26 protein-coding genes and 1 riboswitch are annotated in these 25,228 nt (G+C 48.8%); of the genes, 16 read left to right on the top strand and 10 right to left on the bottom strand.

Going from position 1 to position 25,228, the window contains the following annotated elements:
- Positions 1-28: 28 nt before the first annotated feature.
- Positions 29-2,584: a M1 family aminopeptidase gene (locus tag Q1B04_RS03925; RefSeq protein ID WP_299755798.1), complete on the bottom strand. Its 2,556-nt coding sequence runs from the start codon at positions 2,582-2,584 to the stop codon at positions 29-31.
- 85 nt (positions 2,585-2,669) lie between these two features.
- On the opposite strand from Q1B04_RS03925, the gene Q1B04_RS03930 reads away from it, so the two are divergent.
- The 3 genes from Q1B04_RS03930 (at position 2,670) to frr (ending at position 4,640) form a co-directional block, all read left to right on the top strand.
- The gene (locus Q1B04_RS03930) at positions 2,670-3,170 is read left to right on the top strand and encodes an acetyl-CoA carboxylase biotin carboxyl carrier protein subunit (protein WP_299755800.1); all 501 of its coding nucleotides are present in this window, start codon (positions 2,670-2,672) and stop codon (positions 3,168-3,170) included.
- A gap of 80 nt (positions 3,171-3,250) precedes the next feature.
- Positions 3,251-4,024, top strand: coding sequence for a UMP kinase (gene pyrH / locus Q1B04_RS03935; protein WP_299755802.1), 774 nt, complete (start codon positions 3,251-3,253; stop codon positions 4,022-4,024).
- Positions 4,025-4,076: 52 nt separating this feature from the next.
- Positions 4,077-4,640: a ribosome recycling factor gene (gene frr / locus Q1B04_RS03940; RefSeq protein ID WP_299755805.1), complete on the top strand. Its 564-nt coding sequence runs from the start codon at positions 4,077-4,079 to the stop codon at positions 4,638-4,640.
- 103 nt (positions 4,641-4,743) lie between these two features.
- On the opposite strand, the gene nadD is transcribed toward frr, so the two are convergent.
- The 4 genes from nadD to Q1B04_RS03960 are packed head-to-tail and all read right to left on the bottom strand — an operon-like array spanning position 4,744 to position 6,806.
- Positions 4,744-5,316 carry a nicotinate (nicotinamide) nucleotide adenylyltransferase gene (gene nadD / locus Q1B04_RS03945; RefSeq protein ID WP_299755808.1) on the bottom strand — a complete coding sequence of 191 codons (573 nt, stop codon included), beginning with the start codon at positions 5,314-5,316 and terminating at the stop codon, positions 4,744-4,746.
- Positions 5,313-5,897, bottom strand: a complete 585-nt coding sequence (gene gmk / locus Q1B04_RS03950; RefSeq protein ID WP_299755810.1) for a guanylate kinase — start codon at positions 5,895-5,897, stop codon at positions 5,313-5,315. Before gmk ends, nadD begins: the two co-directional genes overlap by 4 nt.
- 6 nt (positions 5,898-5,903) lie before the next feature.
- Positions 5,904-6,185 carry a zf-HC2 domain-containing protein gene (locus Q1B04_RS03955; protein ID WP_299755812.1) on the bottom strand — a complete coding sequence of 94 codons (282 nt, stop codon included), beginning with the start codon at positions 6,183-6,185 and terminating at the stop codon, positions 5,904-5,906.
- 27 nt (positions 6,186-6,212) lie between these two features.
- A complete protein-coding gene (locus tag Q1B04_RS03960) occupies positions 6,213-6,806 on the bottom strand; it encodes a sigma-70 family RNA polymerase sigma factor (RefSeq protein ID WP_299755814.1) in 594 nt (197 codons plus the stop codon).
- 310 nt (positions 6,807-7,116) lie between these two features.
- Between Q1B04_RS03960 and Q1B04_RS03965 the strand changes: the two genes are divergently transcribed.
- Entirely contained in the window at positions 7,117-7,857 is a 741-nt protein-coding gene (locus Q1B04_RS03965; RefSeq protein WP_299755816.1) for a class I SAM-dependent methyltransferase, read from the top strand.
- A gap of 238 nt (positions 7,858-8,095) precedes the next feature.
- A complete protein-coding gene (locus Q1B04_RS03970) occupies positions 8,096-9,190 on the top strand; it encodes a glycosyltransferase family 4 protein (RefSeq protein WP_299755818.1) in 1,095 nt (364 codons plus the stop codon).
- Between the two features lie 3 nt (positions 9,191-9,193).
- Here Q1B04_RS03970 and Q1B04_RS03975 read toward each other — a convergent pair whose 3' ends face one another.
- Positions 9,194-9,967, bottom strand: a complete 774-nt coding sequence (locus tag Q1B04_RS03975) for a glycosyltransferase family 2 protein (RefSeq protein WP_299755820.1) — start codon at positions 9,965-9,967, stop codon at positions 9,194-9,196.
- Between the two features lie 291 nt (positions 9,968-10,258).
- Here Q1B04_RS03975 and Q1B04_RS03980 point away from each other — a divergent pair, with 291 nt between their 5' ends.
- Entirely contained in the window at positions 10,259-13,231 is a 2,973-nt protein-coding gene (locus Q1B04_RS03980) for a two-component regulator propeller domain-containing protein (protein ID WP_299755822.1), read from the top strand.
- Between the two features lie 29 nt (positions 13,232-13,260).
- Complete coding sequence (locus Q1B04_RS03985; protein ID WP_299755824.1) at positions 13,261-14,007, top strand: LytTR family transcriptional regulator DNA-binding domain-containing protein; 747 nt, start codon at positions 13,261-13,263, stop codon at positions 14,005-14,007.
- A 90-nt stretch (positions 14,008-14,097) separates the two neighbouring features.
- On the opposite strand, the gene ahcY is transcribed toward Q1B04_RS03985, so the two are convergent.
- Together ahcY and Q1B04_RS03995 are read right to left on the bottom strand one after the other, a co-directional pair.
- Positions 14,098-15,405 carry an adenosylhomocysteinase gene (gene ahcY, locus Q1B04_RS03990; RefSeq protein WP_299755827.1) on the bottom strand — a complete coding sequence of 436 codons (1,308 nt, stop codon included), beginning with the start codon at positions 15,403-15,405 and terminating at the stop codon, positions 14,098-14,100.
- A gap of 163 nt (positions 15,406-15,568) precedes the next feature.
- Positions 15,569-16,264, bottom strand: a complete 696-nt coding sequence (locus Q1B04_RS03995) for a DUF4397 domain-containing protein (RefSeq protein WP_299755830.1) — start codon at positions 16,262-16,264, stop codon at positions 15,569-15,571.
- A gap of 158 nt (positions 16,265-16,422) precedes the next feature.
- Here Q1B04_RS03995 and Q1B04_RS04000 point away from each other — a divergent pair, with 158 nt between their 5' ends.
- The 6 genes from Q1B04_RS04000 to Q1B04_RS04025 all read left to right on the top strand — a co-directional run bounded on the left by Q1B04_RS04000 (position 16,423) and on the right by Q1B04_RS04025 (position 20,337).
- A complete protein-coding gene (locus tag Q1B04_RS04000) occupies positions 16,423-17,610 on the top strand; it encodes a hypothetical protein (protein WP_299755832.1) in 1,188 nt (395 codons plus the stop codon).
- 105 nt (positions 17,611-17,715) lie between these two features.
- The gene (locus Q1B04_RS04005; RefSeq protein ID WP_299755835.1) at positions 17,716-17,880 is read left to right on the top strand and encodes a hypothetical protein; all 165 of its coding nucleotides are present in this window, start codon (positions 17,716-17,718) and stop codon (positions 17,878-17,880) included.
- Positions 17,881-17,976: 96 nt separating this feature from the next.
- Positions 17,977-18,246, top strand: a complete 270-nt coding sequence (locus Q1B04_RS04010; RefSeq protein WP_299755838.1) for a hypothetical protein — start codon at positions 17,977-17,979, stop codon at positions 18,244-18,246.
- Positions 18,247-18,263: 17 nt separating this feature from the next.
- On the top strand, positions 18,264-18,452 hold the full coding sequence (locus tag Q1B04_RS04015; RefSeq protein WP_299755840.1) for a hypothetical protein: 189 nt from the start codon (positions 18,264-18,266) through the stop codon (positions 18,450-18,452).
- A gap of 112 nt (positions 18,453-18,564) precedes the next feature.
- Positions 18,565-19,719: an alpha/beta hydrolase-fold protein gene (locus tag Q1B04_RS04020; protein WP_299755842.1), complete on the top strand. Its 1,155-nt coding sequence runs from the start codon at positions 18,565-18,567 to the stop codon at positions 19,717-19,719.
- 126 nt (positions 19,720-19,845) lie between these two features.
- On the top strand, positions 19,846-20,337 hold the full coding sequence (locus Q1B04_RS04025; protein ID WP_299755844.1) for a GNAT family N-acetyltransferase: 492 nt from the start codon (positions 19,846-19,848) through the stop codon (positions 20,335-20,337).
- Between the two features lie 122 nt (positions 20,338-20,459).
- Here the strand turns inward: Q1B04_RS04025 and Q1B04_RS04030 are convergent, their stop codons facing one another.
- Positions 20,460-21,059 (bottom strand): DNA-3-methyladenine glycosylase, encoded by a 600-nt coding sequence (locus tag Q1B04_RS04030; RefSeq protein WP_299755846.1) that lies wholly within the window; start codon positions 21,057-21,059, stop codon positions 20,460-20,462.
- A gap of 103 nt (positions 21,060-21,162) precedes the next feature.
- Positions 21,163-21,369, top strand: a riboswitch (cobalamin riboswitch).
- Positions 21,370-21,474: 105 nt separating this feature from the next.
- On the opposite strand from Q1B04_RS04030, the gene Q1B04_RS04035 reads away from it, so the two are divergent.
- Together Q1B04_RS04035 and Q1B04_RS04040 are read left to right on the top strand one after the other, a co-directional pair.
- A complete protein-coding gene (locus Q1B04_RS04035) occupies positions 21,475-23,391 on the top strand; it encodes a TonB-dependent receptor (RefSeq protein WP_299755848.1) in 1,917 nt (638 codons plus the stop codon).
- 22 nt (positions 23,392-23,413) lie between these two features.
- Entirely contained in the window at positions 23,414-24,496 is a 1,083-nt protein-coding gene (locus Q1B04_RS04040) for a YncE family protein (protein WP_299755850.1), read from the top strand.
- A 79-nt stretch (positions 24,497-24,575) separates the two neighbouring features.
- Here Q1B04_RS04040 and Q1B04_RS04045 read toward each other — a convergent pair whose 3' ends face one another.
- Positions 24,576-24,872: a hypothetical protein gene (locus tag Q1B04_RS04045; RefSeq protein ID WP_299755852.1), complete on the bottom strand. Its 297-nt coding sequence runs from the start codon at positions 24,870-24,872 to the stop codon at positions 24,576-24,578.
- A gap of 153 nt (positions 24,873-25,025) precedes the next feature.
- Between Q1B04_RS04045 and Q1B04_RS04050 the strand changes: the two genes are divergently transcribed.
- Positions 25,026-25,193 (top strand): hypothetical protein, encoded by a 168-nt coding sequence (locus Q1B04_RS04050; RefSeq protein WP_299755855.1) that lies wholly within the window; start codon positions 25,026-25,028, stop codon positions 25,191-25,193.
- The last annotated feature ends 35 nt before the right edge of the window (positions 25,194-25,228 follow it).

Here is a 25,228-nt window from a genome sequence, read left to right on the forward strand (position 1 = left end):
AAAAAAATATCAAAAATTTTTGCGAAGCCTATCTTCCATACATTTCCAACAGCCGCTCATCCTTCTCATTTAGCCTAATTTGCTGCATCAGACCTTCTACCTCCGGCTTTTCTGACATCACCATAAGTGCTTGATAAGCAGAGGCGCGCACATAGTATAACTGATTGTTTTGTGCTATATCCCCCAACATGGCGATTACTTCAGGCGTGTTAGTTTGGTTGTTGCTGGCCAGGTATGCTCCAAGGCTCTGCAAAAGGTAATATAATTCTCCGCCGCCGGCATTTTTTACTTTTTGCATAAACCAGTCATACTTTTCCGGCCCTGCCTGCACAGCATAAATTGTAGCAAGCGCCAGCACAATCTCTTCATTTGACTCATTTTCGAACTGGGCCATCTTTTGCACTGCATCAGCTGCTCCGGTACCGGCGTACGCCAGTATGGCTGCCGCAGATACCTGGTAAGAACTGTCGTTCATCGCCTGCTTAAATAGGTTCTGGTACTTTTCTCCACCCCAACCTGCTAGCGCAAGTATGGCTTCGGCACGGACAGATCCTTTTTTATCTTTTGTAGCCATTTCTTTTATGGTTGGCTCCAGCGAACTAACCTGCCCTTCCTTCAGTCTGCTGAGCACACCCAGAGCGGTGCTGCGAACCGCCCAGTAATCATCCCGCAGTGCCTCTTTATACATGTTCTGTACCTGTGGCCTTGCTGCCTGCTCCTGAAGCTCAGACAAAGCTTCCAGTTTAGGCGCTAATTGGTTTGTGTTCCGGAACTGAAACAGCAATTCCTGCTCTGTTTTTTCATGCTCTACTACCCCGAGCAGTTGCTGCTCCGCATCGAATAGCACCAACTGCGGCTGAGAAGCTACATCAAAAGCAAAGCTCTGCTCGGCCTTATCCAGCACAATTGGATATAGCTGTTTCCGTCCATCAGCCCAGACAGCAATTTGCAAGGGCAGGCGATAAACAGGCGCATAAGTAGTATCCTGTACTTGGCGCACATGAAGCTGCAGCTGTCCTTTCGCATAGCTTTGCGAGACACGCAGTTCCGGGTGGCCGGGCTTCATGAACCATTGATCGAAGAACCACATCAAATCTTTGCCTGTTACATCTTCGAAAGCCATACGCAGTTCCGCAACCTCCACATCGCTATACTTGTTGCGAGTTAAGTATAGGTTTAGTGATGCCCACCAGGCTTCGTCGCCAACAAGTTTGCGCAGCATGTGCAGCACGCGGCCTCCTTTAGCATAGGAGTGGCTGTCGAACATATCCTCACGGTCGTGGTAGTAATACCGAATGAGCGGCTCCCGCTTTGTTTCGGCCTCGTCTAAGTACTGCCCCAGCTCATCTAGGTTCAGGTATGCTGCCTCATCGGCGCCATACTTATGCTCTGCCCACAAATATTCTGAGTAGTTGGCAAAGGCTTCGTTCAGCGGCAGGTTAGCCCACGACTCGGTAGTAACCAGGTCGCCGAACCATTGGTGGAAAAGCTCATGCGCAATAATTCCGTCCCAGCTTTTATCCAGCAGCTCCCGCTCGTTTAGCTGCAGGTCTTCCATAAAGGTTGAAGCCGAAGTGTTCTCCATCGCCCCTGACACGAAATCGCGTACCACCACCTGAGAGTATTTCGCCCACGGGTAGTCCACACCTAGTTTCTGTGAGAAGAACTCCATCATCTCTGGTGTGTTTCCGAAAATCTTTTTAGCCGTTTTCTCATACTCCGGCTCCACGAAATAATTCACCTCCAGGTCTCGCCACTTATCTTTCACCACAGCATACTCCCCTATGGCCAGCATAGCTAAGTATGGCGCATGCGGTTTTTCCTGCTTCCAGTAGTCTGTTTTAGTACCGTCAGCGTTTTGGCGCGAGTACACGAAAGTACCGTTAGATAATGTGGTGTATTTAGGATCAACCCTGATATATACATCCTGCGTCATGCGCTCGTTAGGAGCATCAAAAGTGGGAAACCAGGCGGAGCTAGCTTCCGTCTCGCCCTGGGTCCAGATCTGCTGCGGCTTATCTGGGTTCTCACCCAACGGGTTTATAAAGTATAGACCTTTGTCCTCGGTAATGGCATCAGAGCCGCCCGTAACAAGCTCATTAGGCTTGGCGGTGTAATCTATCTCAATTTTATACTCTTCGTTGCGGGTATACTCTTTGCCCAGATCTATGGTGAGCTTTTGGCCATCATACTTATACTCCAGCGGTGTGCCGTCGTAACCCTGCATCAGGTGCACGCTGTGGATGTCCATGCCTTTGGCATCGAGTACAAGCTGGTTCTGCGGATAAAAGTATGGTTTAAGCGTAAGTTCAGCCAGGCCATGCAGGTACTGCTTTTCCCAGTCAAAGCTGATGCGGAGGGTGGTGTGCAGCAGGTCGTGCTCTTTGGTGCGCGATGGGTTGAATTTATACTTCTTGGGTGCCCAAACAGGTACTTCGTTGGCAAGAGCAGGTGCTGTTTTGCCAACAATTACATTTTCTGAGCCTGACCCGGCAGACCCAGCTTGCGGCTTATTTACGTTGCACCCGCCGGCAAAAGCCATGGCAGCAGCAAGGCCAACTATACTCAGAAACTTATGATTCATGCGATGAAAGTTTTAATTTTGAGGTGAAGTTCTAAAATACTCTGAGAAAACACTAACTTTAAGGTCGAAACCACACGAAAAGAAGATGCTCCAGGTAAAAACCGGTAACGGCAAAACATGGCAGGTTGATATCCAAAAAGATTCTATACTTCTCAACAACGCCCCCTTCGACTGGGACATCTCCCCTATCGGACCCAATACCTTTCATATTATTAAAGGCAGCCGCTCCTTTACAGCAGAGGTTGTATCAGCTGATTATCAGGAAAAGACTTTTACGTTCAAGATAAACGGCGCCATCCAAACCGTGAGCGTTAAAGACCGCTTTGATCTGCTGCTGGATAAGCTAGGCATGAGCAACGCCAACGCCAATAAGGTAAACGACGTTAAAGCGCCCATGTCAGGGCTTATACTTGACATTAAAGTGCAGCCGGGCCAGGAGGTTAAGAAAGGTGATCCGATTATGATCCTAGAGGCCATGAAGATGGAAAACATCCTCAAATCGCCGGGAGACGGCGTGGTAAAGGAAGTGAAGGTGCAGGTAAGGCAGAACGTAGAAAAGAATCAGGTATTGATCCTTTTTCAATAGACTTTTGTTAGCGAAAGCGGCTGCCACGGTAGCCGCTTAATTGTGTAAAAAGAATTCATAACCTATACAGATAGTTTACCGTGAAGTATAAACGAATTTTGCTGAAGCTGAGTGGCGAGGCACTAATGGGCGAGCAGCAGTATGGCATAGACTCAAACAGACTACTGCAGTATGCCCAAGAGATTAAAGAGGTAGCCGCCCTAGGTGTAGAGGTGGCCGTAGTGATTGGCGGAGGCAACATTTTCAGGGGTGTGCAGGCCGAGCAGGTTGGCCTTGACCGAGTGCAGGGTGACTATATGGGTATGCTGGCAACTGTAATAAACAGCATGGCTTTGCAAAGCGCTCTCGAAAAACTGGGTGTCTATACCCGCCTGCTGTCTGGAATCAACATCCAGCAGGTGTGTGAACCTTATATCCGGCGCCGTGCGGTGCGCCACCTGGAGAAAGGCCGCGTAGTGATTTTTGGAGCCGGAACCGGTAACCCATACTTCACCACAGATTCTGCCGCATCGCTTAGAGCCATCGAGATTGAGGCTGATGTGGTACTGAAAGGCACCCGCGTAGACGGAATTTACTCGGCAGACCCTGAGAAAGACCCTGACGCGATTTTCTACAGAAACATCTCATTTAAAGATGTATTTGAGAAAGGCCTGAATGTAATGGACATGACCGCCTTTACGCTTTGTAAGGAAAATGGCCTGCCGATTATCGTGTTCGATATGAATACAGCAGGTAACCTGAAGCGATTGGTTGAAGGCGAGCAGGTGGGTACGCTGGTAAGTATGGATGACTTAGGCGACACGCTGAAGAAAACGGTAGATGAAATGCAGTCAGACACTAAATCTGACAATTAATAATTTATTATTTTTGACCAGAAATATTTCAGAACTCAATAAGTAAACCGATATGACGGAAGAAATTCAGTTTTACCTAAGCGAGGCGGAGGAGTCTATGCAGAAGGCGGTGCAGCACACCGGCAACGAACTGTCTAAAATCAGAGCTGGCAAAGCTTCGCCTGCCATGGTGGAGCACCTGCGCGTAGATTATTACGGCAATCCAACTCCTATCTCTCAGGTGGCAAACATTGCCGCACCAGATGCCCGCACGCTACTTATCAAGCCATGGGAAAAGAACATGCTGGGTGAGATCAACAAGGCTATCAAGAACAGCGACCTGGGCCTGAACCCGCAGCAGGAAGCAGATGCCGTACGCCTTGCAATTCCAGCCCTGACCGAGGAGCGCCGCCGTGACCTGGTGAAGCAGGTGAAAAATGAAACCGAGAATGGCAAGATCAGCATCCGTAACATCCGCAAAGATGTAAACGATAGCCTGAAGAAGCTACAGAAGGAAGGCACTGCAGAAGACGCTGTACGCGACGCTGAGGGAAAAGTACAGAAACTGACAGATGCCTACATCGTGAAGATGGACGAGCTGCTTTCTAAGAAAGAAGCTGAGATCATGACTATCTAAGCTTACAAAAAGATACATTAGAATAACAAAAAAGCCCTTCGATAAAGATCGAAGGGCTTTTTTGTTATTCTAATGTATGATAGCGCTCATGATATGAAAGCAGTTACTGATATAGCTTCTTGGCTGCTATGTACTCCGCCACAGTATCCGGCACTAAATACTTTATACTTTTCTCCTCATGAATGCACTGCCGTATAAAAGTGGCTGAAATATCAAGTACAGGCGCTTTTACGAATGTAACGTTTGGCATGTCCGGAAGCTCTGTCGTAACGGAGCCGGAGCGCGGGTAAACGTATACTTTATGATACTGCAGTATACTTTCGTAGTTCTTCCACTTCGGAAACAGCGGCAGGTTGTCCTCCCCCATAATCAGCACAAACTCGTAGCTCGGGTATTTTTCCTGCAGGTAAGTGAGCGTATCTATGGTATAGCTCGGCTTGGGCATGCTAAACTCAATGTTAGATACGCCTAGGCTCGGGTTATCTGCTATCGCCAGGCTTACCATATGTAACCGGTCAAACTCGTGCAGCAGCGTGTTGCTGGGCTTAAACGGGTTCTGCGGCGACACCACCAGCCAGACTGTATCCAGGTCGGTGTTGGTGGCCATGAAGTTTGCGAGTATAAGATGCCCGATGTGGATGGGGTTAAAGGAGCCGAACAGCAGCCCTACTTTCATACAATCGCAGGTTCTGACTTCAGAAAATCGTTTACCAGTTTCTCTGCTTCTGAACAGGCCCGGTCCAGGTCATCGTTTACGATCACTTTATCAAACTGATCCTCAAAACCCATCTCAAATTTTGCTTTGAAGACCCGGCTGCTGATGCTGGAGGCCGAATCGGTGTTGCGGGCGGTCAGGCGCTTGGCCAGCTCATCAATAGACGGCGGCTTTACGAAAACAGCCAGTGCTCTTTCTTTGTAAAAATGCTTTATACTTAACCCTCCTTTTACGTCTACATCCAGTATTACATGCTTGCCGCTTTTCCAGATCCGCTCAATCTCAGATTTCAGCGTGCCGTAAAAAGCGCCTTCATATACTTCTTCCCACTCCACAAACTCATCGTTCGCGATTTTCTTCTTAAAATCTTCTGGAGTGATAAAGTAGTAGTCTTTACCGTTTTCTTCGGTGCGGCCGCGCTTATCGCGGGTGCAGGCCGAAATAGAGAAGCTTAACTGTGGATTTACACCTATCAGATGCTTTACAATAGTAGTTTTACCAGCACCGGATGGAGCCGAAAAGATAATGATTTTGCCTTGCATTAGGGGTTATAACGTTTCTTGAATCTTCGCTTTGATTGACTGTACTAAGCTTTTAGGTACAATCACGCGCTTCAGGTGGCCTGCTACGAGCCCTTTTAAGAGCTTCTGTTTCTGATGGTTTTCGAAACAGCTGACGCACTCTTCGATGTGGTGGTTAAAGTACAATTTCTCCTCTGAAGAGGCTTCACCGTCTATGATAAGGTCCAGCATGCCGGACACTTTTTCGCAATCCGCTTGTTTCACCTCATCAGGTGCTTTTGGATACGCTTCTGTAAATTTTGATTCCATCTTAGCTCAAACTCTTAAATTTCTTCCCTAACTGTTATATCCCATGCTTTTAGCATACTTTTCCAACTTCTCTTTCAAAGAGTTTCGGGCTCTGTGCAGTCTAGAGCGAACCGTACCAATTGGGATGTCCAGAATTTTGGCCATTTCCTCATATGTAAAGCCCTCCAGGTCACAAAGTATAATTACAGTCCTGAAATCTACAGGGAGTGTATTCAGAGCGCTTGCCACCTCATCCCCGATCAGATCCTGCACACTTTCTGTGCGCATATCGGTTGTGGAAGCCACGCCGCTCTCACCCTCTACGTCGTCGGTGTTGTAGTAACCCTCAACTTCGCTGTAATCTACTTTGGCAGGCTGTTTGCTCTTCTTCCGAAACTCGTTTATGAAAGAGTTCTTCAGGATTCGGAACAGCCATGCTTTTGCATTAGTTCCTTGCTCGAAATAGTCGAAAAAGCGATAGGCCTTCAGATAGGTCTCCTGCACCAGGTCGTTGGCGTCGTCTTCGTCTAAGGTGAGCCTGTAGGCAAAATTGTACAGAGGGTCCAGCACGGGCAGCAATTCTGCCTCGAACCGTGCGTCCTTTTCCTCCTTACTCAGTTGTTTACCTGTTTGATCGCTCATCTAATTTACTGGATTTTGTACTTTGGTGAAGTCCTCCATCGCGCGTTATACGCAAATATAGGAATTTTAATTACATACCACGCTTGGCGCTTCAGGGTTGCAGTAACACACGCAAACCTGTTTTTAATCGTTTTATACGTAGCAATTCTAAAGTTGCGTTCATTATCATGTATAAATTCAAGAGTTTCTACCCTTTAAATAGTATTAGGCAGGCTCAAAGGCATTTCATATATTAGAAGGCCTGTTTTGTACTTATACGCAAATGTGCAGCGGGTTTATCTTAAACTGTGCTCTAAATATATGCAACCCGATGAGAAGAAGTTATAAAGGAATCCCAATAAACACATCCAAAAACACCCACGAATCAGTCTTTAATTTATTCCCTCCTGATAAAGACGCAAAAATACTGGATATACCATCGGGTGCAGGGGCCTTTACACAACGCTTGAAAGACCACGGCTATAAGAATATTCTAAGTGTAGACGTAGTAAATGGGCTGCAGATAGAGCATGATCAGTTTATGCAAGGCGACATGACTAAGCCGCTCCCTATGGCGGAAAACTCTGTAGACGTGGTTGTTTGTATTGACGGTATTGAGCACATCAGTAAACAGTTTGACTTTACAAAAGAGGTGCACCGCATCTTAAAGCCCGGTGGCTATTTTATAGTTTCTACGCCTAACATCAGCTCTTACCACTCCAGGTTCAGGTGGCTTCTAACGGGGCATCATAACAAGTGCAAAACTCCTCTTGATGAGCAGCAGCCTAACCCGTCTCACCACATTGCGATGGTATCATACCCGGAGATGCGCTACCTCCTGCACTCTAGCAACTTCAGAATCGATAAGATCATGACGAACCAGGTTAAACCGGTCTCCTGGTTATACCTTCCGCTGGTGCCGCTATCGTACTTATCAACTAAAATAGTTTACCGGAAAGAGGAAAAGGACCCGAACCAGCAGGCGCGAAATAAAGAGATCGCAACCCAAATGCACTCCAAGGCCATACTTTTCGGTGAAACAATGATTGTGAGAGCTCAGAAGATGCCTTAGGTGCTGATTCGCACGCGCCCAAGTATAGTAATGTTTTATCCTCTACATTTGTATACTTAATACCGCTATCAAATAGCTGCTGCGTATTTGAGCCTGCCTCTACTGGCCTTGCATGAAAATCTACCGGCTTCCTAAGGAGGGGAATTTCTGCCTGATCAAAAAAAGTAGGCATGCGCATTTCTCATTTGATATTGGTATTAAGTCGTTACAAGCTGATTGTTTAGAAGTCAAAAGAAAAATGCGCGTATTACATCTCGTTTCAGAAAAAACATGGAGGGGCGGAGAGCAGCAGGTTGCTTACTTAATAGAGGAGCTTCAGCAGCAGGGAATAGAGAATTTTGTTTGTTGCCGAAAAGGATCTGCCTTTCATCGTTTCTGCCAGCAGCAGCACATACCACATCTTGCACTTCCGTTTGCAAACGAACTTGATGTAGTAACGGCACTCCGTGTAAAAACTTACAGCAAGCGAAACCAGGTGGACCTCATGCATGTGCACAGCGGGCATGCGCACGCCATTAGCGTGGTATCGCATGTGCTGGGTAATACGCTGCCTATTATTCTTAGCCGCCGCGTTGATTTTCCGGTAAAGAACAATGCGCTTTCACGCCTAAAGTATAACTACAAAGGAATAAAGCGTGTTGTCTGCGTTTCCGACAAGATTAAGGAAGTGGTTTCACAGAGCCTGCAGCACCCGGAACTTTGCGTTACAGTGCACAGCGGCATTGATTTAAGCAGGTTTGAGAGCAGCAGCAAATCAGGCGAGCTCCACCGCGAATTTAATTTGAACCCAGCCGCACCGCTTATCGGAAACGTGTCTGCCATCGCCCCTCACAAAGACTATTATACTTTTATTGATACCGCAGAGCTGTTGCTAAAACTGCACCCTAACGCCGTTTTCTTTATTATTGGGGATGGACCTCTGCGGCAGGAGATTCAGGCGTACGCGCAGCAAAAAGGCCTGCAAAAGCATATTATTTTTACTGGCTTCCGAAAGGACGTGCCGCAGATTTTGCCAGAGCTAGACGTAATGCTGGTTACATCCGAAACAGAGGGGCTTGGCACAACTATTCTGGATGCCTTTGCTTGCCGCGTACCTGTAGTTGCCACCATGGCGGGTGGTATTCCGGAAATCGTGCGAAATGAAATTACTGGTTTACTGGCACCTATTAAATCACCTGCCATACTTGCCGAAAAGGTGCACCAGGTGCTAACTAACCCGGCTATTCGGGACCGCATCACGCAAGGAGCTACGCAGCTAACGCAGGAGTTTTCTAAAAAGAACACAGCCTCGCGCACTTTAGCCGTTTATAAAGAAGTACTGCAGCAAGTATAAAAGTTACAGCTTATCTCCTTTTTGCTGCCTGTTATGCATATATAGTTTTACATACTTGTAATACACCGATACAGCAGATGAGACGGAAATAACAAACCCTTCAGGCCCATCCAAAAAACCGCGCTTTAAAACATAAGCTCTGAAAAAGCGAAAAAGAGGTTTTAAAATCACCATCGCCAGCGAAACTGTCTTCCCATCCCTGATCATGGCATTAGACGACGCATCGGTGAATTTATTTATCTGCCCCAGGTGCTGCGACACACTATAGTATGAGTAGTGCAACAGATCGCCCTTCAGGTGCTGCAGACTAGCTTCTTTGTTCAGAATTATCTTATCATGTGGGTTTTCGCCTCCCCAAACGGCCTTAGTTCGGTCGAACAGGCGTGTTTTTGTGTCAGGGTACCAGCCGGAGTGATGTATCCATTTGCCACAGTAGTTCGTCAGGCGGTTCATGCTGTAGGCATCGGCTTGCCAGTTGCTTTTAGCGGCAAGTATAGCCTGCTCTAACTTTGGGGTTAGCGCCTCGTCAGCGTCTAAGGATAAAACGTATGGAAACGAAGCCTGTGCCAGGGCGTAATTTTTCTGCTCAATATGCCCCTCAAAAGGATGCTCGGAGAAGTTAGCCCCGAAACTTAGGCAGATTTCCTTGGTACGGTCTGTTGAGAAGGAATCCACCACCACGATTTCATCAGCTACGTTTTTAACGGACTCCAGGCAGCGGGCAATGTTCCGCTCCTCGTTATAAGTGATGACTACAACAGAAACTTTGACAGGCATAATAACAATAGGCTTTGGTAAAAGAGGCAAATATCTTGATTCCTTTCTTGGTGCCAGCCTCAACCGGCACATTTATAAGGCAAAAGCAAAGGTATAAAATCTACGCCTGTTCCTCTCACCCACAAGAAAGGTACTGTTTACATGGAAGTTCTTTCATATCACCAATAAACTGTAACTCTTTCTGTCAGACTTTTTAGCTTCACTTGCGTAAGCATTTTATACTTTAGCCACCTTTGCTTTGGATATTGTAAAGACGACTCTCCATTTTAGGCTCATGACTAATACCTGTTAATGCACCTTTTACGCGCTATACTTTGTTTTTGTCTGCTTCTGGCTACCACTGCTGCCTCTGCACAGCAGTATAACATCCGTAGCTGGACGCTGGAGCAAGGGTTGCCGCAGTCGCAGGTGATGGCCATAGAGCAAGATGCTAAGGGCTACCTTTGGCTGGCCACCCGTGCGGGCCTCAGCCGCTTTAACGGCATTGATTTCCGCATTTACACCAAAAACAACGGCCTTAGCAGCCATAACATTTCCACACTTTACTCCGATAGCCGCCACCGCCTCTGGATTGGCACCACCGATGCAGGCCTGCAGCTGTTCGACGGCTCTTCCTTTGTGCAGTACGGCCCGCAGCAGGGGCTGGAGGCACAGTCTGTGTCAGGTATAGCCGAAGACAGTTCAGGTAAAGTATGGCTGGCAACAGACAAGGGCATATTTTACTTTAGCGCCACGCATGTTGTAAAGTATAAAGAGTTGCCCGAAATCAGCTACAGCGCCATCGCCTACACTCCCGCAGGAGATGTATGGGCAGGCAGCGAGGGCAACGGCATCTACAGAGTATCAGGCTCAGAAATCACTCACTACAGCACAGAAAACAGCGCCTTACCACACAACCAGATAACTGCCATTATTCCTGATGAGCACGGGCAAGTATGGATTGGCACCGCAAGCGGATTGGCGAAAGTAAGCGGCAATAGCTTAAGCACTGTAGATTTGCCCGGGCAGTTAGACAGCAGCCGCATTACCTGTTTCACCCACGATAGCTACCAAAACCTTTGGATTGGCCTGCAACGGGATGGCCTGCTTAAGTATGACGGCAAAAACTTCACGTACATTACCCGCCGCAGCGGCCTCCGCACCAGCCGCATCACAGCTCTAGACTCCGACAGAGAGGGCAATGTATGGATTGGCACAAATGGCTATGGCTTGCAGCAGCACACAGCTCCATGGTTTGTTCATTATTTTGACTTCGGGAACATCTCCGAGCCCCGCGTAACAGCAGTCGCCCAGGATAGCAATGGCACCGTGTGGTTTGGCACCGATGAAGGGGAACTGGCTCGCATGTCGGCCCAAGGCCCTGAATGGCAACCCACCCCGTGGCCGCATGGCGCCAGCATCTATAATTTTTTGTCGGTAGAGAATGAGCTGTGGGCGAGTACCAGCAACGGCATCTGGCGCTTAGGCAAGGGAGCGCCCAAACGTTATGCGGCGGCACAGGGCCTTCCTGCCCCCGATGTTTTACAGGCTGCCATGAGCACAGACGGAAATTTATACTTTGCCACGGCCGGTGGTGTGGTTACAATGCAGCAGGACTCCCTTATACTTGTCCCGTTTGAAGGTGGCAGCATCAACGCAAGATCCATTTTTAGAGACAGCAATGGCAACCTGTGGGTAGGCGCAGACCAGGGAATTTTTAAAGTAAAGCAAAACCAGCTTGTAAAACCGCAGGAACTGAACGGCCTTGACCTTACGGAGGTGCGCTCTATTACAGAAGACAAACAGGGGTATTTATACTTTGCAGCCTTCAACACAGGTTTACTGTTGCTCCACAACCAGAAGGCCAGCCTTTATACTTCGGCGGAAGGTTTGCCTAACGAATCCATCAAAAGCCTTTATGCCGATGATAAAGATAACTTATGGATAGCCACTAACCGGGAGCTGTTGAAAGTGCGTTTACCTTTGCTTCGCCAGCAAAACAAGTTCAGCTACAGGGCCTACACCAGCCCTAGCGGGTTTAGGGGGCAAGAGGTATGCGATAACGCTATCATGCAGGCAAAGGATGGCCATATGTGGTTTGGAACTACCAAAGGCCTCACGAAATACCTGCACCAACTGGACCGCCAGAAAGCCCCTTACCCGGAAATGCTGCTAACTGATGTGCTGCTCTACTCCAACCCTACCGATTGGCAGGCACTTGGCTATACTTTGGACAGCATCACGGGATTGCCGGCAAATTTGCGCCTGCCGCATACTCAAAACCACCTATCGTTTAACTTCCATGGCATCAGTTTATCGGACCCGGAACAAGTTATGTATAAGTTCAGGTTAAAAGGGTATGATGACACTTGGTCTCAGGTAACAGAACGCTCTTTTACAACTTACGCCAACCTAGACCCAGGCACTTATACCTTTGAACTACTGGCCCGCAACCACGATGGTTACTGGACTCCGGAGCCTCTCACTTACACTTTTTCCATAGTTCCCCCTATCTGGAGGCGCGAGTGGTTTATAGGTGTACTGCTGCTGGTGGCGGCTGGGGCCATTCTGAGTGTGGTTCGCCTGCGGGAACGCAGCCTGGTGAAAATGAACTCGCTGCTGGAGCTGAAAGTTGACCACCGTACGCGCTTGCTGGAGCGCCAGAACCGGGAAAAAGAGATACTGCTGCAGGAAATCCATCATAGGGTAAAAAACAACCTCCAGATTGTAATCAGTATGCTAAACCTACAGGCCCGCCACGTGCAGGACCCAACTGCACAGGAGGTAATGCAGGCGCTGCGTAGCCGTGTCCGATCCATGTCGCTGCTGCATGAGCGCCTTTACCGCCACAACGACCTGGAGCAAATTAACCTGGAAGAATATTTTTTAGAGGTTTGCGAGAGCCTTTATGCCTCGTATGGCGTAGATATGGACATAGTTGAGTTGGAATTGGATATACCTTATACCAAAATAGATCTGGACTCTGCTATCACTTTAGGTTTAATTGTTAACGAATTAGTATCCAATACTCTTAAATACGCGTTCCCTAAGGGTGAGCATGGTTTATTACGAATTATGCTGGTAAAGCATGACGAGGTACAATACACCCTCACTGTAAGTGACAATGGCCGTGGCCTACCTGAAGATTTTTTTCAAAAACAACAGACAGGACAGTCGTTTGGGCTGAAGCTTGTGCAGTCGCTGAGCCGAAAGCTTGATGGGAATATTAGCTTTTACAACAAACATGGCACAAAATCAATATTATATTTTGTTTTGCCATCATAAATTATTTTTTCACGTATTAACCTAATGCTATGACAAAACCTAAAATCCTTATATCGGAAGATGAGGTCATCATTGCGGAAGATCTTGCTGCAAGCCTGGAAGAGTTAGGTTACGAGACGTGTGCTATAGATACAGGAGAAGACACGATCGATATGATTCGGGCGACTCATCCCGACTTGGTGCTGCTGGATATCAATCTGCGAGGCGATGCCGACGGAGTGGATATTGGCTCGCGCATTCGCGAAGAGTTCGGTATCCCGTTTATCTACCTCACCGCCTATGCTGACCCTGCAACTATTGACCGCGCCAAAAAAACCGAACCTGACGGCTTCCTGGTGAAACCGTTTGATGAGAAGAGTCTTCGCTCTGCTATCGAGATTGCTTTATACAAGCATGACAGCAACCACAAAGACAGCAAACCGGCCAACGGTGCAAGCTTTAACCCCAAAGACAAAGAGATAGCCACAGACTATATCTTCGTGAAGGTAAAGCACCGCATTATTAAAGTGCACTACAGCGATATTCTCTGGGTGGAGGCCTATGACAACTATTCGTTTATAGTTACTGCCGATCAGAAATACCTGGTAAGCTCTACGCTGAAGGATATGGAACAAAAGCTGCCGTCGCAGAACTTTGTGCGGGTACACCGCTCCTACATTGCCAACCTGGATAAGATAGAGGCATTAGAAGAAAACTCTGTGGTGTTTTCTAAAGGAGAGATCCCAATCGGGAAGTCCTATAAAAAAGCACTGATGTCCAGATTCAACATTATATGAGGCACAGTTACTAGCCTCTGCCACTACTGCCCTAAAACAAAAAAGGCCAGTGCTTTGCAGCACTGGCCTCTCTGTCTTAACTGATATTACTTAGTATCTGTAATACTCTGGCTTGTATGGGCCTTCTACCTCCACGCCAATATAGCTGGCCTGGTCTGAAGACAGCTCATCCAGCTCCACACCAATTTTACCTAAGTGCAGGCGGGCTACTTTCTCATCCAGTTGCTTTGGCAAAGTATAAACTTTGTTTTCGTAAGCATCTGTGTTAGTCCAAAGCTCCAGCTGCGCCAGTGTTTGGTTAGAGAAGGAGTTAGACATTACAAACGATGGATGGCCAGTGGCACAACCAAGGTTTACCAAGCGGCCTTCAGCCAGCACAATGATATCATTGCCATCGATGTTGTACAGGTCTACCTGCGGCTTAATTACATCTTTGGTGTTGCCATACGTTTTGTTCAGCCAAGCCATATCAATTTCGTTATCGAAGTGGCCGATGTTACAAACGATGGCTTTATCTTTCATCAGGCGGAACTCACGCTCGCTGATGATGTCTTTGTTACCGGTTGCTGTAACCACGATGTCTGCTTCCTTCACGGCATCCACCATCTTCTTCACAGCAAAGCCGTCCATAGCGGCCTGCAGCGCGCAGATCGGGTCGATTTCAGTAACGATAACACGGGCACCTGCACCTCTCAACGAAGCGGCAGAGCCTTTTCCAACGTCACCATAACCAGCTACTACGGCTACTTTACCGGCCATCATTACATCAGTGGCACGACGGATAGCATCTACTAAAGACTCTTTACAGCCATACTTGTTATCAAACTTAGACTTAGTTACAGAGTCGTTCACGTTAATGGCTGGCATAGGAAGCGTACCGTTTTTCATGCGCTCGTACAGGCGGTGCACACCAGTGGTAGTCTCTTCAGAAAGGCCTTTAATGCCTCCTGCCAACTCCGGATACTTATCAAGCACCATGTTGGTAAGGTCACCACCGTCGTCCAGGATCATGTTCAGCGGCTGGCGGTCTTCTCCGAAGAAAAGCGTTTGCTCAATGCACCAGTCAAACTCCTCGGCAGTCATACCTTTCCAGGCATAAACAGAGATACCGGCAGCGGCAATGGCAGCAGCGGCATGATCTTGCGTAGAGAAAATATTGCACGAAGACCAGGTAACCTCGGCACCCAGTTCTACCAGTGTCTCGATCAGCACGGCAGTCTGAATAGTCATGTGCAGGCAGCCTGCAATGCGCGCTCCTGCTAACGGCTTGCTTGGCCCGAATTCCTCACGGATAGCCATCAAACCTGGCATTTCAGCCTCGGCTAGTCTAATCTCTTTGCGGCCCCAATCAGCCAGCGAAATATCTTTTACTTTGTATTTCAGATATGTCTCTACCATTTTTGTTTTGTCGTTTTTTCAATTAAAACACAAATTTACGCAATTTGTTGCAGTTCATCAATATTACCTGGCATACAGCACGTAAAGCACCGCGAGCCGCTAAAAAACAGCGCCTGCCATAATATGGCAGGCGCTGTCAGCTATAGGTAGTAAAGGAGGCTGCTTAATTATTCATGATCACTTCGGCTCCGAGTGTGTTTGTGTTACCGCTTGGCGGATTTAAGAAGCCTTTGGCAAAGACAGTGTAAATTTTACCAGCCTGCAACTCCAGTGTGGCAGTAACAGCGGCAACATCTGTACCTACAGGCTGTACCTCTACGGTATAACTACCGGCAGCTACAGGGGTGAAGGCAGTGGCTTCCTTAAACTCTAGGTCAGAGAACAGTTCCGGCCCACCTTGCACTACCACATCTACATCAGGGGCATCCGGCGAAAGGTGCACGAAACGTATGTGCGCCTGGCCACTTGCAGGCGCAGTCAGGTCGTCTATTAGCACAATCGGCATAATGCTTCCGAGCTCATCGGCAGCGAACACAGTATAGTTCATGTCGCTTTGCAGGGTCACATCGGCGTCAATAACAGGGCTGCCCAAACCGGCGCCGGCTGCGGTTACTTTAAAATTGCGCTCTCCCGCATCTACTTCCAGGTAACCCGTATTGTTTGGGTAGTTGAGAGCTGCGTTATTTACTTTCGTGTCGTCTACATAAAGGTCTACGCCAGGGGCGTCAGGAGAGGCGTGCACCACCATCACATTTGCCTGATCTATGATCAGGTCCACATCATCGTCGTCGTCATCGCAACTTGCCAGAAATAAAGTTGGCAACACTGCCAGCATCATAAGTCTCATCCAGTACTTCATAGCTAAATCATGTTAAAGTTTAAAATTTGTTTAATTACCTATGTAACTGATGGTTAATCATTTTGTTTAATATTTTTTTAATAATGTTAAACAAATAGCTTTCAAGTAGCCTCTGTTTAAATGAGTATATTTACCGGTGGTACAGAATTAAAGCAATTATGCGCGTATTTACACCCGAAGAGCAGGAATTTATACTTCAGCACCAGCAGCAGGATGTAGCCCAGCTAATACTACAGGCAAAGCGCTACCCGCAACTGCCAGTGCAGGAGCTGGCACAACAGATAAAAGCCCGTCAAAAAGCAGTGCAGAAGCTGCCAACATGGGTTCAGCATCCGCAGGCGGTGTTTCCGGTGGCACTGTCGGTAGAGCAGAGCTCTTCGGAGGTAACGGCGGCATACAAAGCAAGCCTGGTAAGCGGTAAGCTACTGGTCGATTTGACCGGAGGCTTTGGCGTAGATAGCTTCTATTTTGCCCGCAGCTTTGCGCAGGTGGTACACGTGGAACAAAACCAGGAGTTACAAGAAGTTGCCAAGTATAATTTTGAACTACTGCACGCCTCCAACATCCAAAGTATAAATGCCGCGGCCGAGGATTTTCTGAGCGCTTTTGAGGGCAAAGCCGATGTGTTATACTTAGACCCGGCCCGCCGCGGCAACCAAGACCAAAAACTGCACCTGCTGCAGGATTGTGAACCAGATGTGTTGCACCTGCTGCCGCTGCTTTTTCAAAAAGCAGATGCCATACTTCTGAAAACCTCGCCTATGCTGGATATTGAGCAGGCGCTGCAGGAACTGGCCCATGCCGTACAGGTATGGGTGGTGGCGCTGCAGAACGAGGTGAAGGAGGTTTTATACTTACTCAAGCCAAAGGCGCCAGCCCCTGCCGATGCGGCTCGTACGGCTGTAAACCTATTGCCCAACGCAGAACCGCAGCAGCTTACCTTCACACGCACCCAGGAGGATGCCGCCACGCCAAAGTATACCGACCCGCAGGAATTTGTGTACGAGCCAAACGCCGCCATACTTAAAGCAGGCGCTTACCGCTACCTGGGCCAGCACCTGCACCTGAACAAGCTACACCCTAATAGCCACCTGTATACTTCTGCACAGCTCCTGCCCCACTTCCCGGGCCGCAGCTTCCGGTGCCTGGGCGTGAGCCGCTACAACAAAAAGGAACTGCTGAAACGGCTGCCGCAGAATAAAGCGAATATAACCGTGCGCAACTTCCCTGACTCCGTGGCAGAAATAAGGCGCAAAACAGGTATAAAAGAAGGCGGCCATACTTACCTGTTCTTCACCACGGACATGCACCAGAAGCCCGTGGTGCTAATCTGCGAAAAGGCTTAGCTGCTGTCCTAGCCCCCTCAACAAGCTTACCAAGGGCACGTACAAAGTATGCGTCGTACAGGCGAAGTATGACTTTATGCCATTTGTAATTTTAACCTTAAAATTATGAAACAGGAGAAAGATGAAGACCAGCAGAACCCGAAAAGAATGAAGCAGGATGTGAATGAGACATCGCGCACCATGAAACCGGGCAAATCAGTAAAAAGCGGCAGCATCACCAACATCCGTACCGGAAAAGACACTGAGGAAAAAAGCGACAAGAAGTACTAGGGCAGCGTACCCCAACATGCGCTGCCAACTGCCGTACACTGTAGAAGCGCCTTTTACTAAAGGTGTTATGTTTCACCTCAAAACCTATGAGAACAGATGAAAGGAGAAAAAAACAAGAACTGGGAATTCCACGGCTTTGCAAGCAACCCGGAGAAATCTTTTGAAGCGGGAAAAAAAGGAAGCAGACTGGCTGTAGAAGCCTCCATCAGAAACAGCAACAACAACCCGCAGAACCCTAGCGCCCAAAGCAGAACTGCTTCTAAAACAAGCAACCAGAACAAGCCTACACAGGGCAAAGGCTGGCAAAGTATAAAAGCCGGTTCCGAAGAGGCTGGCAAAAAAAACCAAAGCCCTTCTGAAGAGTAGGCAGTTTAATTTAACCTATGAAAACAATGAAAGATCAAGATAAAAAAAAGCAGAACGACCTGACCGATAAGAGCAAAGGCAGCGATAAAGACATCAGCAACAGCCTGGAGCGCGACGTAACTGACACGAAACTCTCTGGCAAGCAGACGCCGCAAGGCCGCACCGACAACGAGCAGGACCGTGAAAGCAATAAGCGTAACAGCTAAACGTACACCATACTTAATTAAACAGCCACAGCACCCGATGCTGTGGCTGTTTTGCGTTACACATCTCTGCCAAATATGCTTATCTTACCTGCACTTTACTGCTAATCAAACTATGAGAAATTTGCTCCCGCTGCTGCTGCTGCTGCTGCTGCTTTGCCCGTTAACTGCTCCGGCACAGGCTCCTTTGGAGAAAACCGTAACCTTTATGCTGCACACGCCCGGCCTGCCAGATACGGCACAAGTATACATTACCGGCAATGCTCCAGAAATCGGTGATTGGAACCCGGCTAAAATCAAGATGGAGCGCACCGGCGCTGATACCTGGAAAAAAGAAATACTGCTGCGCGAGCCTGTGCACCTGGAGTATAAGTATACCCTCGGAAGCTGGGAGCAGGAGGCAGCCGACAGCACCGGCAGCCCCCTCAGCAACTTCACCGTGAAATTAGAGAGCAGCCTGCAGGTTAAAAACCAGGTAAGGCACTGGCGCAACGGCGGCAACACAGTGGTAAAAGGAGGTGTAACGGGCACTTTAGCACATCATAAAAGCATCGGCAGCGGCAAAACTATTCCTGCCCGCAACCTTGTGGTGTGGCTGCCGCCAAACTATGAGCAGGATAAAAAGAAACGTTACCCGGTGCTTTACATGCACGATGGCCAAAATCTTTTCGACCCTAAAACCAGCTCCTTCGGTGTGGACTGGCGCATAGACGAAACCGCTGACAGCCTGATTCGCGCAGGGGCCATGGCACCGATTATAATTGTGGGCATCAACAATACCGAGCATCGTATGCAGGAGTATGTGCCCGGAGAGAAGGGTGCGGCATACGTAAATTATATCATAAACACGGTAAAGCCTTTTATTGATAGCACCTATCGCACCAGGCCAGGCGCCAGGTATACGGCCACAGGCGGCTCATCGGCGGGCGGCACGATGGCTTTTATGCTGGGCTGGGAGCACCCGGAAGTCTTTTCAAAGGTTATTAGCATGTCGCCGGCGTTTAAAATACAGCAGATTGATTACGTGGATGATGTGCTGGCATACAAAGGAAAAAAGAAGCCGCTGTACTTTTACATTGATAACGGCGGCATAGAGCTGGAGGAGAAACTGCAGCCAGGTATAGACGAGATGCTGCAGGCGCTGAGGCAAAAAGGCTACCGGGAAGGCAAAGATTATACTTGGCTGAAGGAGCAAGAGGCTAAGCATTTCGAATCGGCTTGGGGTAAGCGCATGCCTCAGGCGCTCAAGTTGCTTTTTCCGGCAAAATAGTGCACCCGAAGATTATCCAAAATAATATAATACACTTAACCTATATACTTTTGCCTGCAGGCCATTTATAGCTATATTGCTCCTTCCTTTTTACTTAAAAACCTGTTATAATAAGCTATAGAAGCGTTGGCACATTTTACCATTAAATACCTGCACGAGGCCCCGCATCATTTCGACATCGTAGCCGACTGGATTTACCGGCAGTGGTGGCAGAAGCCGGGCAGTACCGCTGAGGTGGTGAAAGCGCCACTGCGTGAGCACCTGCAGGCGCAGCCACTGCCAATTACCCTAATTGCGCTGGATAGTGAGAAACCAGTAGGGGCGGTGCTGCTGATAGAAAGCGATGGCGTAGATGCGCTGCCCGACCTGAAACCTTGGCTGGCTGCGCTTTACGTACTGCCGGAATACCGCGGGCAAGGTGTGGGCAAGTTGCTGGTGCAGGGCCTGGAACAACATGCTTACCAAGCAGGCTTTCAGGATTTATACTTGGTTGCCACCGACAGAGTGAGCTTTTACTACGAATTAGGCTGGCGCGTGCACACAAAACTGGTAGGTGAAACCGGTATCACGATCATGCATAAAAACCTTGCTATAGCTTCCGATAAACCTGCCCGTTAATTTATTTTGATACTTCTTGCCTATCACTTCTAAGCATTACCTTGTAACAGGTGTAGTCTTTTCCAGCAGCAGCAAACTCCCCCCTAGCCCCTCACGGGAGGCAGGGTCGTTCCCCTGCCGCTTTACTTTTTCCTGCTAACCCACTTATTTCCCTTCACCCAAAACCGCCAAGGCAGCAAAGCATCTTCGCCTGCATAATCTATACCGATGCGGGGGCCGGTGGCTATACTTTCGGTAGGCAGCGTCAGGCCTTTATCTTCTATCCAGATTGTGTCGCCGGTCAGGTTGGCACCGTAAAGCTTTTTGTTGATGCCTAAGGCAATACTTAGCACGCCAGGGCCAGCAGTTAAATTTGGCTTTATACTTTGGAAGCCGCGCCGAAGCACCATTTCCTCTACTCCCACCTCCGGCTCAATGGCCCGCACCAGTACGGCGTCAGCTTTGTCTTTCTCATTCGTGATGATGTTAAACAGGTGATAAATGCCGTACACTAAGTATACATACGCCACGCCTCCCTCCTGATACATAATCTCGGTGCGTGTGGTGCGGCGGTTCAGGTGTGCATGGCAGGCTTTATCATTCTCTCCAGAATACGCTTCTGTCTCCACAATCATGCCGCCGGTCAGCATTCCGTCTATAGAAGTATACAGGTACTTGCCTAGCAGCTCCTGCGCCAGATGCACCACATTGGGTCGGGTATAAAATTCTTTGGGAAGTTTCAAGTTTCCTTATTTGTTATCAGTTAATCGTTATCGTGTCTACGCACATCCTACCGCTCTCTCCTAATTCCTGACTAATAATTCTTAATTCGTAATTATTAATTCGTAATTTCGCCCCCAGATTGGTGGCTGTAACTACTTCCGTGGTTATGGCCTTAAAAGGGAAGCAGGTGTGAATCCTGCGCTGTTCCCGCAACTGTCATCTTCTTAAAAAGGGTTAGCCAACACCTTAGCCACTGTGCCGCAAACGCTGCATGGGAAGGCGCGCTAACTGAAGAGAGCCAGGAGACCTGCCAGTCCGACACAAAATTTGTCGTATGCTTTCGGGTAAAAAGCTGGACGGCCACCGCCATATCATGCGTTTGCTGTTTCTGCCTTTCTGCCTTTGGCATGCTTCGGGATGTAAGCAACCTTGATTTTGGCAAAATTCTCTTTTCTGAAAGTATGGCTTTGCGCCTGCTTAAGCAGCCTGGCTCCTATGGCCGCCGCACAGCAGGACACTACACAGCACCAGCTACGTACCGTGCAGGTATTCGGCAAACCCGCCGAAGTATATGCCGCCGGTAGCCGCGTGGTGCAGGTAGATAGTGCCTACCTGAGCACCTACAGCTCCGGCACACTAGCTGAAGCGCTGCAGGCCCGTACCCCAATTTACTTTAAAAGCTATGGCGCCAGCGGCACCTCTACAGTAGCCTTTCGGGGCACCAACGCATCACAAACGGCTGTACTCTGGAATGGCCTGAACATTGCGCCCGCTACTTTAGGCCAATCAGACTTCTCAACTTTACCTTTAAGCGGCATTGGTGAGGTGGCGGTGCAGCATGGTGCTGCAGCGGCTACTTACGGTAGCGGAGCCATTGGTGGAGCAGTGCTTCTTAATTCTGCCAAGTATAAAACTGCTAGGTTAAGCGGCGATGTAAAGCTGGAGGCCGGTAGTTTTGGCAGGTACTTTGGCAGCGGCAGCGCAGGTTACAGCACCAAAAAGTTTAGCTTCGGAGTGAGTGCATACGGGCAGCTGGCAAAAAACGATTTCAAGTACAAAGACCTGACCCGCTTTGGCACCCCAGAAGTCCGGCAGGATAACGCACAGGTGGAGCAGCATGGCTTTACCAAAGACCTGAGTTGGCAAATTTCACCTCAAACACAGCTGGCTGTACATGGCTGGTACACGTTTTCGGACCGGGAACTGCAGCCTGCCATGGGCTCCGCTTATGCCGATGCACGGCAGCGGGACGAAAGCCTGCGCCTGATGGCCGAACTGCAGCACCAAAGCCGCTTTGGCCAGACCGACATTAAGTTGGCTTACTTCAACGAGTACCTGCATTACACCGACCTCAGCAACGATTCTAAATCCGAAGTAGATACCTACCAGCTGCAGGCGGAGCAGACATTTACCAGAGGCGAACGCTGGAGCCTGCGCGGCGGGCTTAACATGCAGCATTTTGTGGCAGATAATGATGGTTACGCCGCACAGCAGGATGAGAACCGCGCCTCTCTTTTCGCCCTTTTTCGCTACAACCCGGTGCAACCGCTGCAGCTCTCGCTGAACCTGCGGCAGGCATTGGTAGAGGGCTTCAACCCGCCGCCTACACCGGCACTGGGCTTTAACTGGAAATTCTTCAACAGCAATCAGCACCAGGTTTCTTTAAAAGGCAACGCCAGCGGCAGCTACAGGGTGCCCACGCTCAACGATCGGTTTTGGGCAGGCACCGGCAACCCGGACCTGAAGCCCGAGCAAGGCTGGAGCTATGAACTGGGCCTGCGCCACGTGCTGGTCCAAGGCAATACCTTCTTACTCGAAACGGAAGCCACGGCCTACCACATGCTTGTTGATGACTGGATTCAGTGGAGCCCGGGCAATACAGGTGCGTGGCGCCCGGTGAACCTGCAAAAGGTAGAAAGCAAAGGAATAGAACTCAGCACCACCGCCACCTCCACTTTAAGGGAGGTAAAGCTCAGCAGCACGGCTGGCTATACTTATACTTCGTCGGAGCAGGTGGAAGTGTACGAAGGAAACGGCGACGAAGGGAAGCAACTGATGTATGTGCCGCGCCACAAAGCTATACTTTCAGCAGAGGCAAACTATAGAAACTGGCGACTGCTGGGCAATCTTAACTACACCGGCCTGCGCTATACTTCCAACTCCGAAACCAACAACCTCGACAGCTTTATACTTCTAAACCTTGCCTTGAGCCGGAAACTGCAGTTGGGCCAGCACTCGCTGCTCCTCACGCTCCGCTCCGATAACATGACCAATGCCGCTTACCAGACAATGGCTTACCGGGCCATGCCGCCGCGCGGCTATACGTTCAGCTTACGCTTTATTATCCCTTAATTATATCCATACTTAAACCATAATGAGAAAACTTAACTATTTCCGCAGTTTCTTTTTGGCTGCTACATTAGCCATTACCTCACTAGGCTTTACCAGCTGCGATGACGACAACGACGGCCCTACCGGTGCTTATGCCGAAGAAGGCGTGTTTGTAGTAAACGAGGGTAACTTCCAAACGCCTAACGGGTCAGTCTCTTATTACAATACTAACACCAAAGAGGTACAGAATAACATCTTTGGCCGCTCGAACAACAACCGGCCACTTGGCGACGTGGTGCAGAGTATGGTCATCCACGGCGATCGCGCTTTTATAGTTGTTAACAACAGCAACAAGATAGAAGTAGTAAATGCGGGCACTTTTGCGTCAGTGGGTGTGGTAGAGGGCTTGGCGCTGCCCCGTTACTTTGTGGCGCTTAACAACGACAAAGGCTATGTAACGGAGTATGTAAACTTCGGGATAGGCCGTGTGTCTGTTATCGACCTGAACACTTATACGGTAACTAAAACGATACCTGTAGGGAAGCTGCCGGAGCAGATAGCACTTGCAGGCGGAAAGCTTTATGTAACCAACAGCGGCGATAACACGGTTTCGGTTATAAACACAGCGACCGATGCCGTGGAAACTTCTATTACGGTGGCAGACGCGCCAAACAGCTTGGCTATTGACCGCAACAATGTTCTTTGGGTACTGAGCAGCGGCAACAAATCTTACGATCCATACCCTGAGGTAGACGAAGCCAATAGCACTGCTGCCAGCCTTACAAAAATAAACACATCAAACAATACTGTAACGGGCACTATTACATTTCCCGAGGTAGCCGCTTCGGCAGGTAAGCTGGTTATGAATGGCAACAGAGATAAGCTTTATTTTATCTACAACGGCGGTGTTCATCAACTTGGCATTACAGCAAGCACCGTCAACTCTTCTCCCCTTATCAACCGTAGCTTCTACGGCCTGGGCGTAGACCCTGAGACCAGTTATATCTATGGCGGCGATGATAATGGCTTTGATGGCGACGGAACAGTATATGTTTACAACCCGGATGGCACACAGATAAGCACCTTTAAAGCAGGTATAGCCCCGAACGGGTTTCTATTCAACTAAGCTTCTGTAAAAACTGTAAACAGCAAAGCCTGCCTCGTAACCGAAGCAGGCTTTGCTGTTTATAAGTGTTTTAACTTTACTACTGCTGCTCTTCCTGCACATCTTCACGGTCTATGCCATCACCTGTGCCGTCTCCGGCATGTACGGCAGAGCCTTCTTCGTTACCGTCATAGTACTGCTCCATTGAGTCGCGCGCTGCTTCGTTGCTGTTCAGATCGCCTTCTTCCCCTACCATCTCGCCTTCATCCCGGATGTCGCTTCGCTCGGTGTTCGTCTCGCCAGGGTCGGTGCCGGTGCTACATGCCGCCATGCCAAAAGTTGCCGTTATGGCAGCAGCCAGTGCAAAAACTGTTGTTCTTATGTTTCGCCTATTCATTGTTCAATTTATTTCCAGTTAAACATGCATTATGATATACATTGCAGCTTACTCAAGCTACTAAATGTACGGCACGGCGCAGTTTATAGTTAAAAAGCACATCAGAAGGCAGGCATAACCGTACATCAGCATACAACTAAACTAAAACGTGCTATGGAAGAGAACACACAGAAACAACCCCCTAAAGAGAATACAAAAGATGATTCCTCGGATGTAGAGAAAGTGCGGAAAGATAGGCAAATGCCGCCTCCTGAACCGAAGCCAGAAAACGAGGGGCAACACTCTGAGCAGGAGCGTGAGGCGGAAAAAGGCCATGCCTGATTTTTAAATGTGCCTGCTACCGCCCTATCTTTGGC

The organism is uncultured Pontibacter sp. (genome assembly GCF_947495565.1).
Classification (GTDB): domain Bacteria; phylum Bacteroidota; class Bacteroidia; order Cytophagales; family Hymenobacteraceae; genus Pontibacter.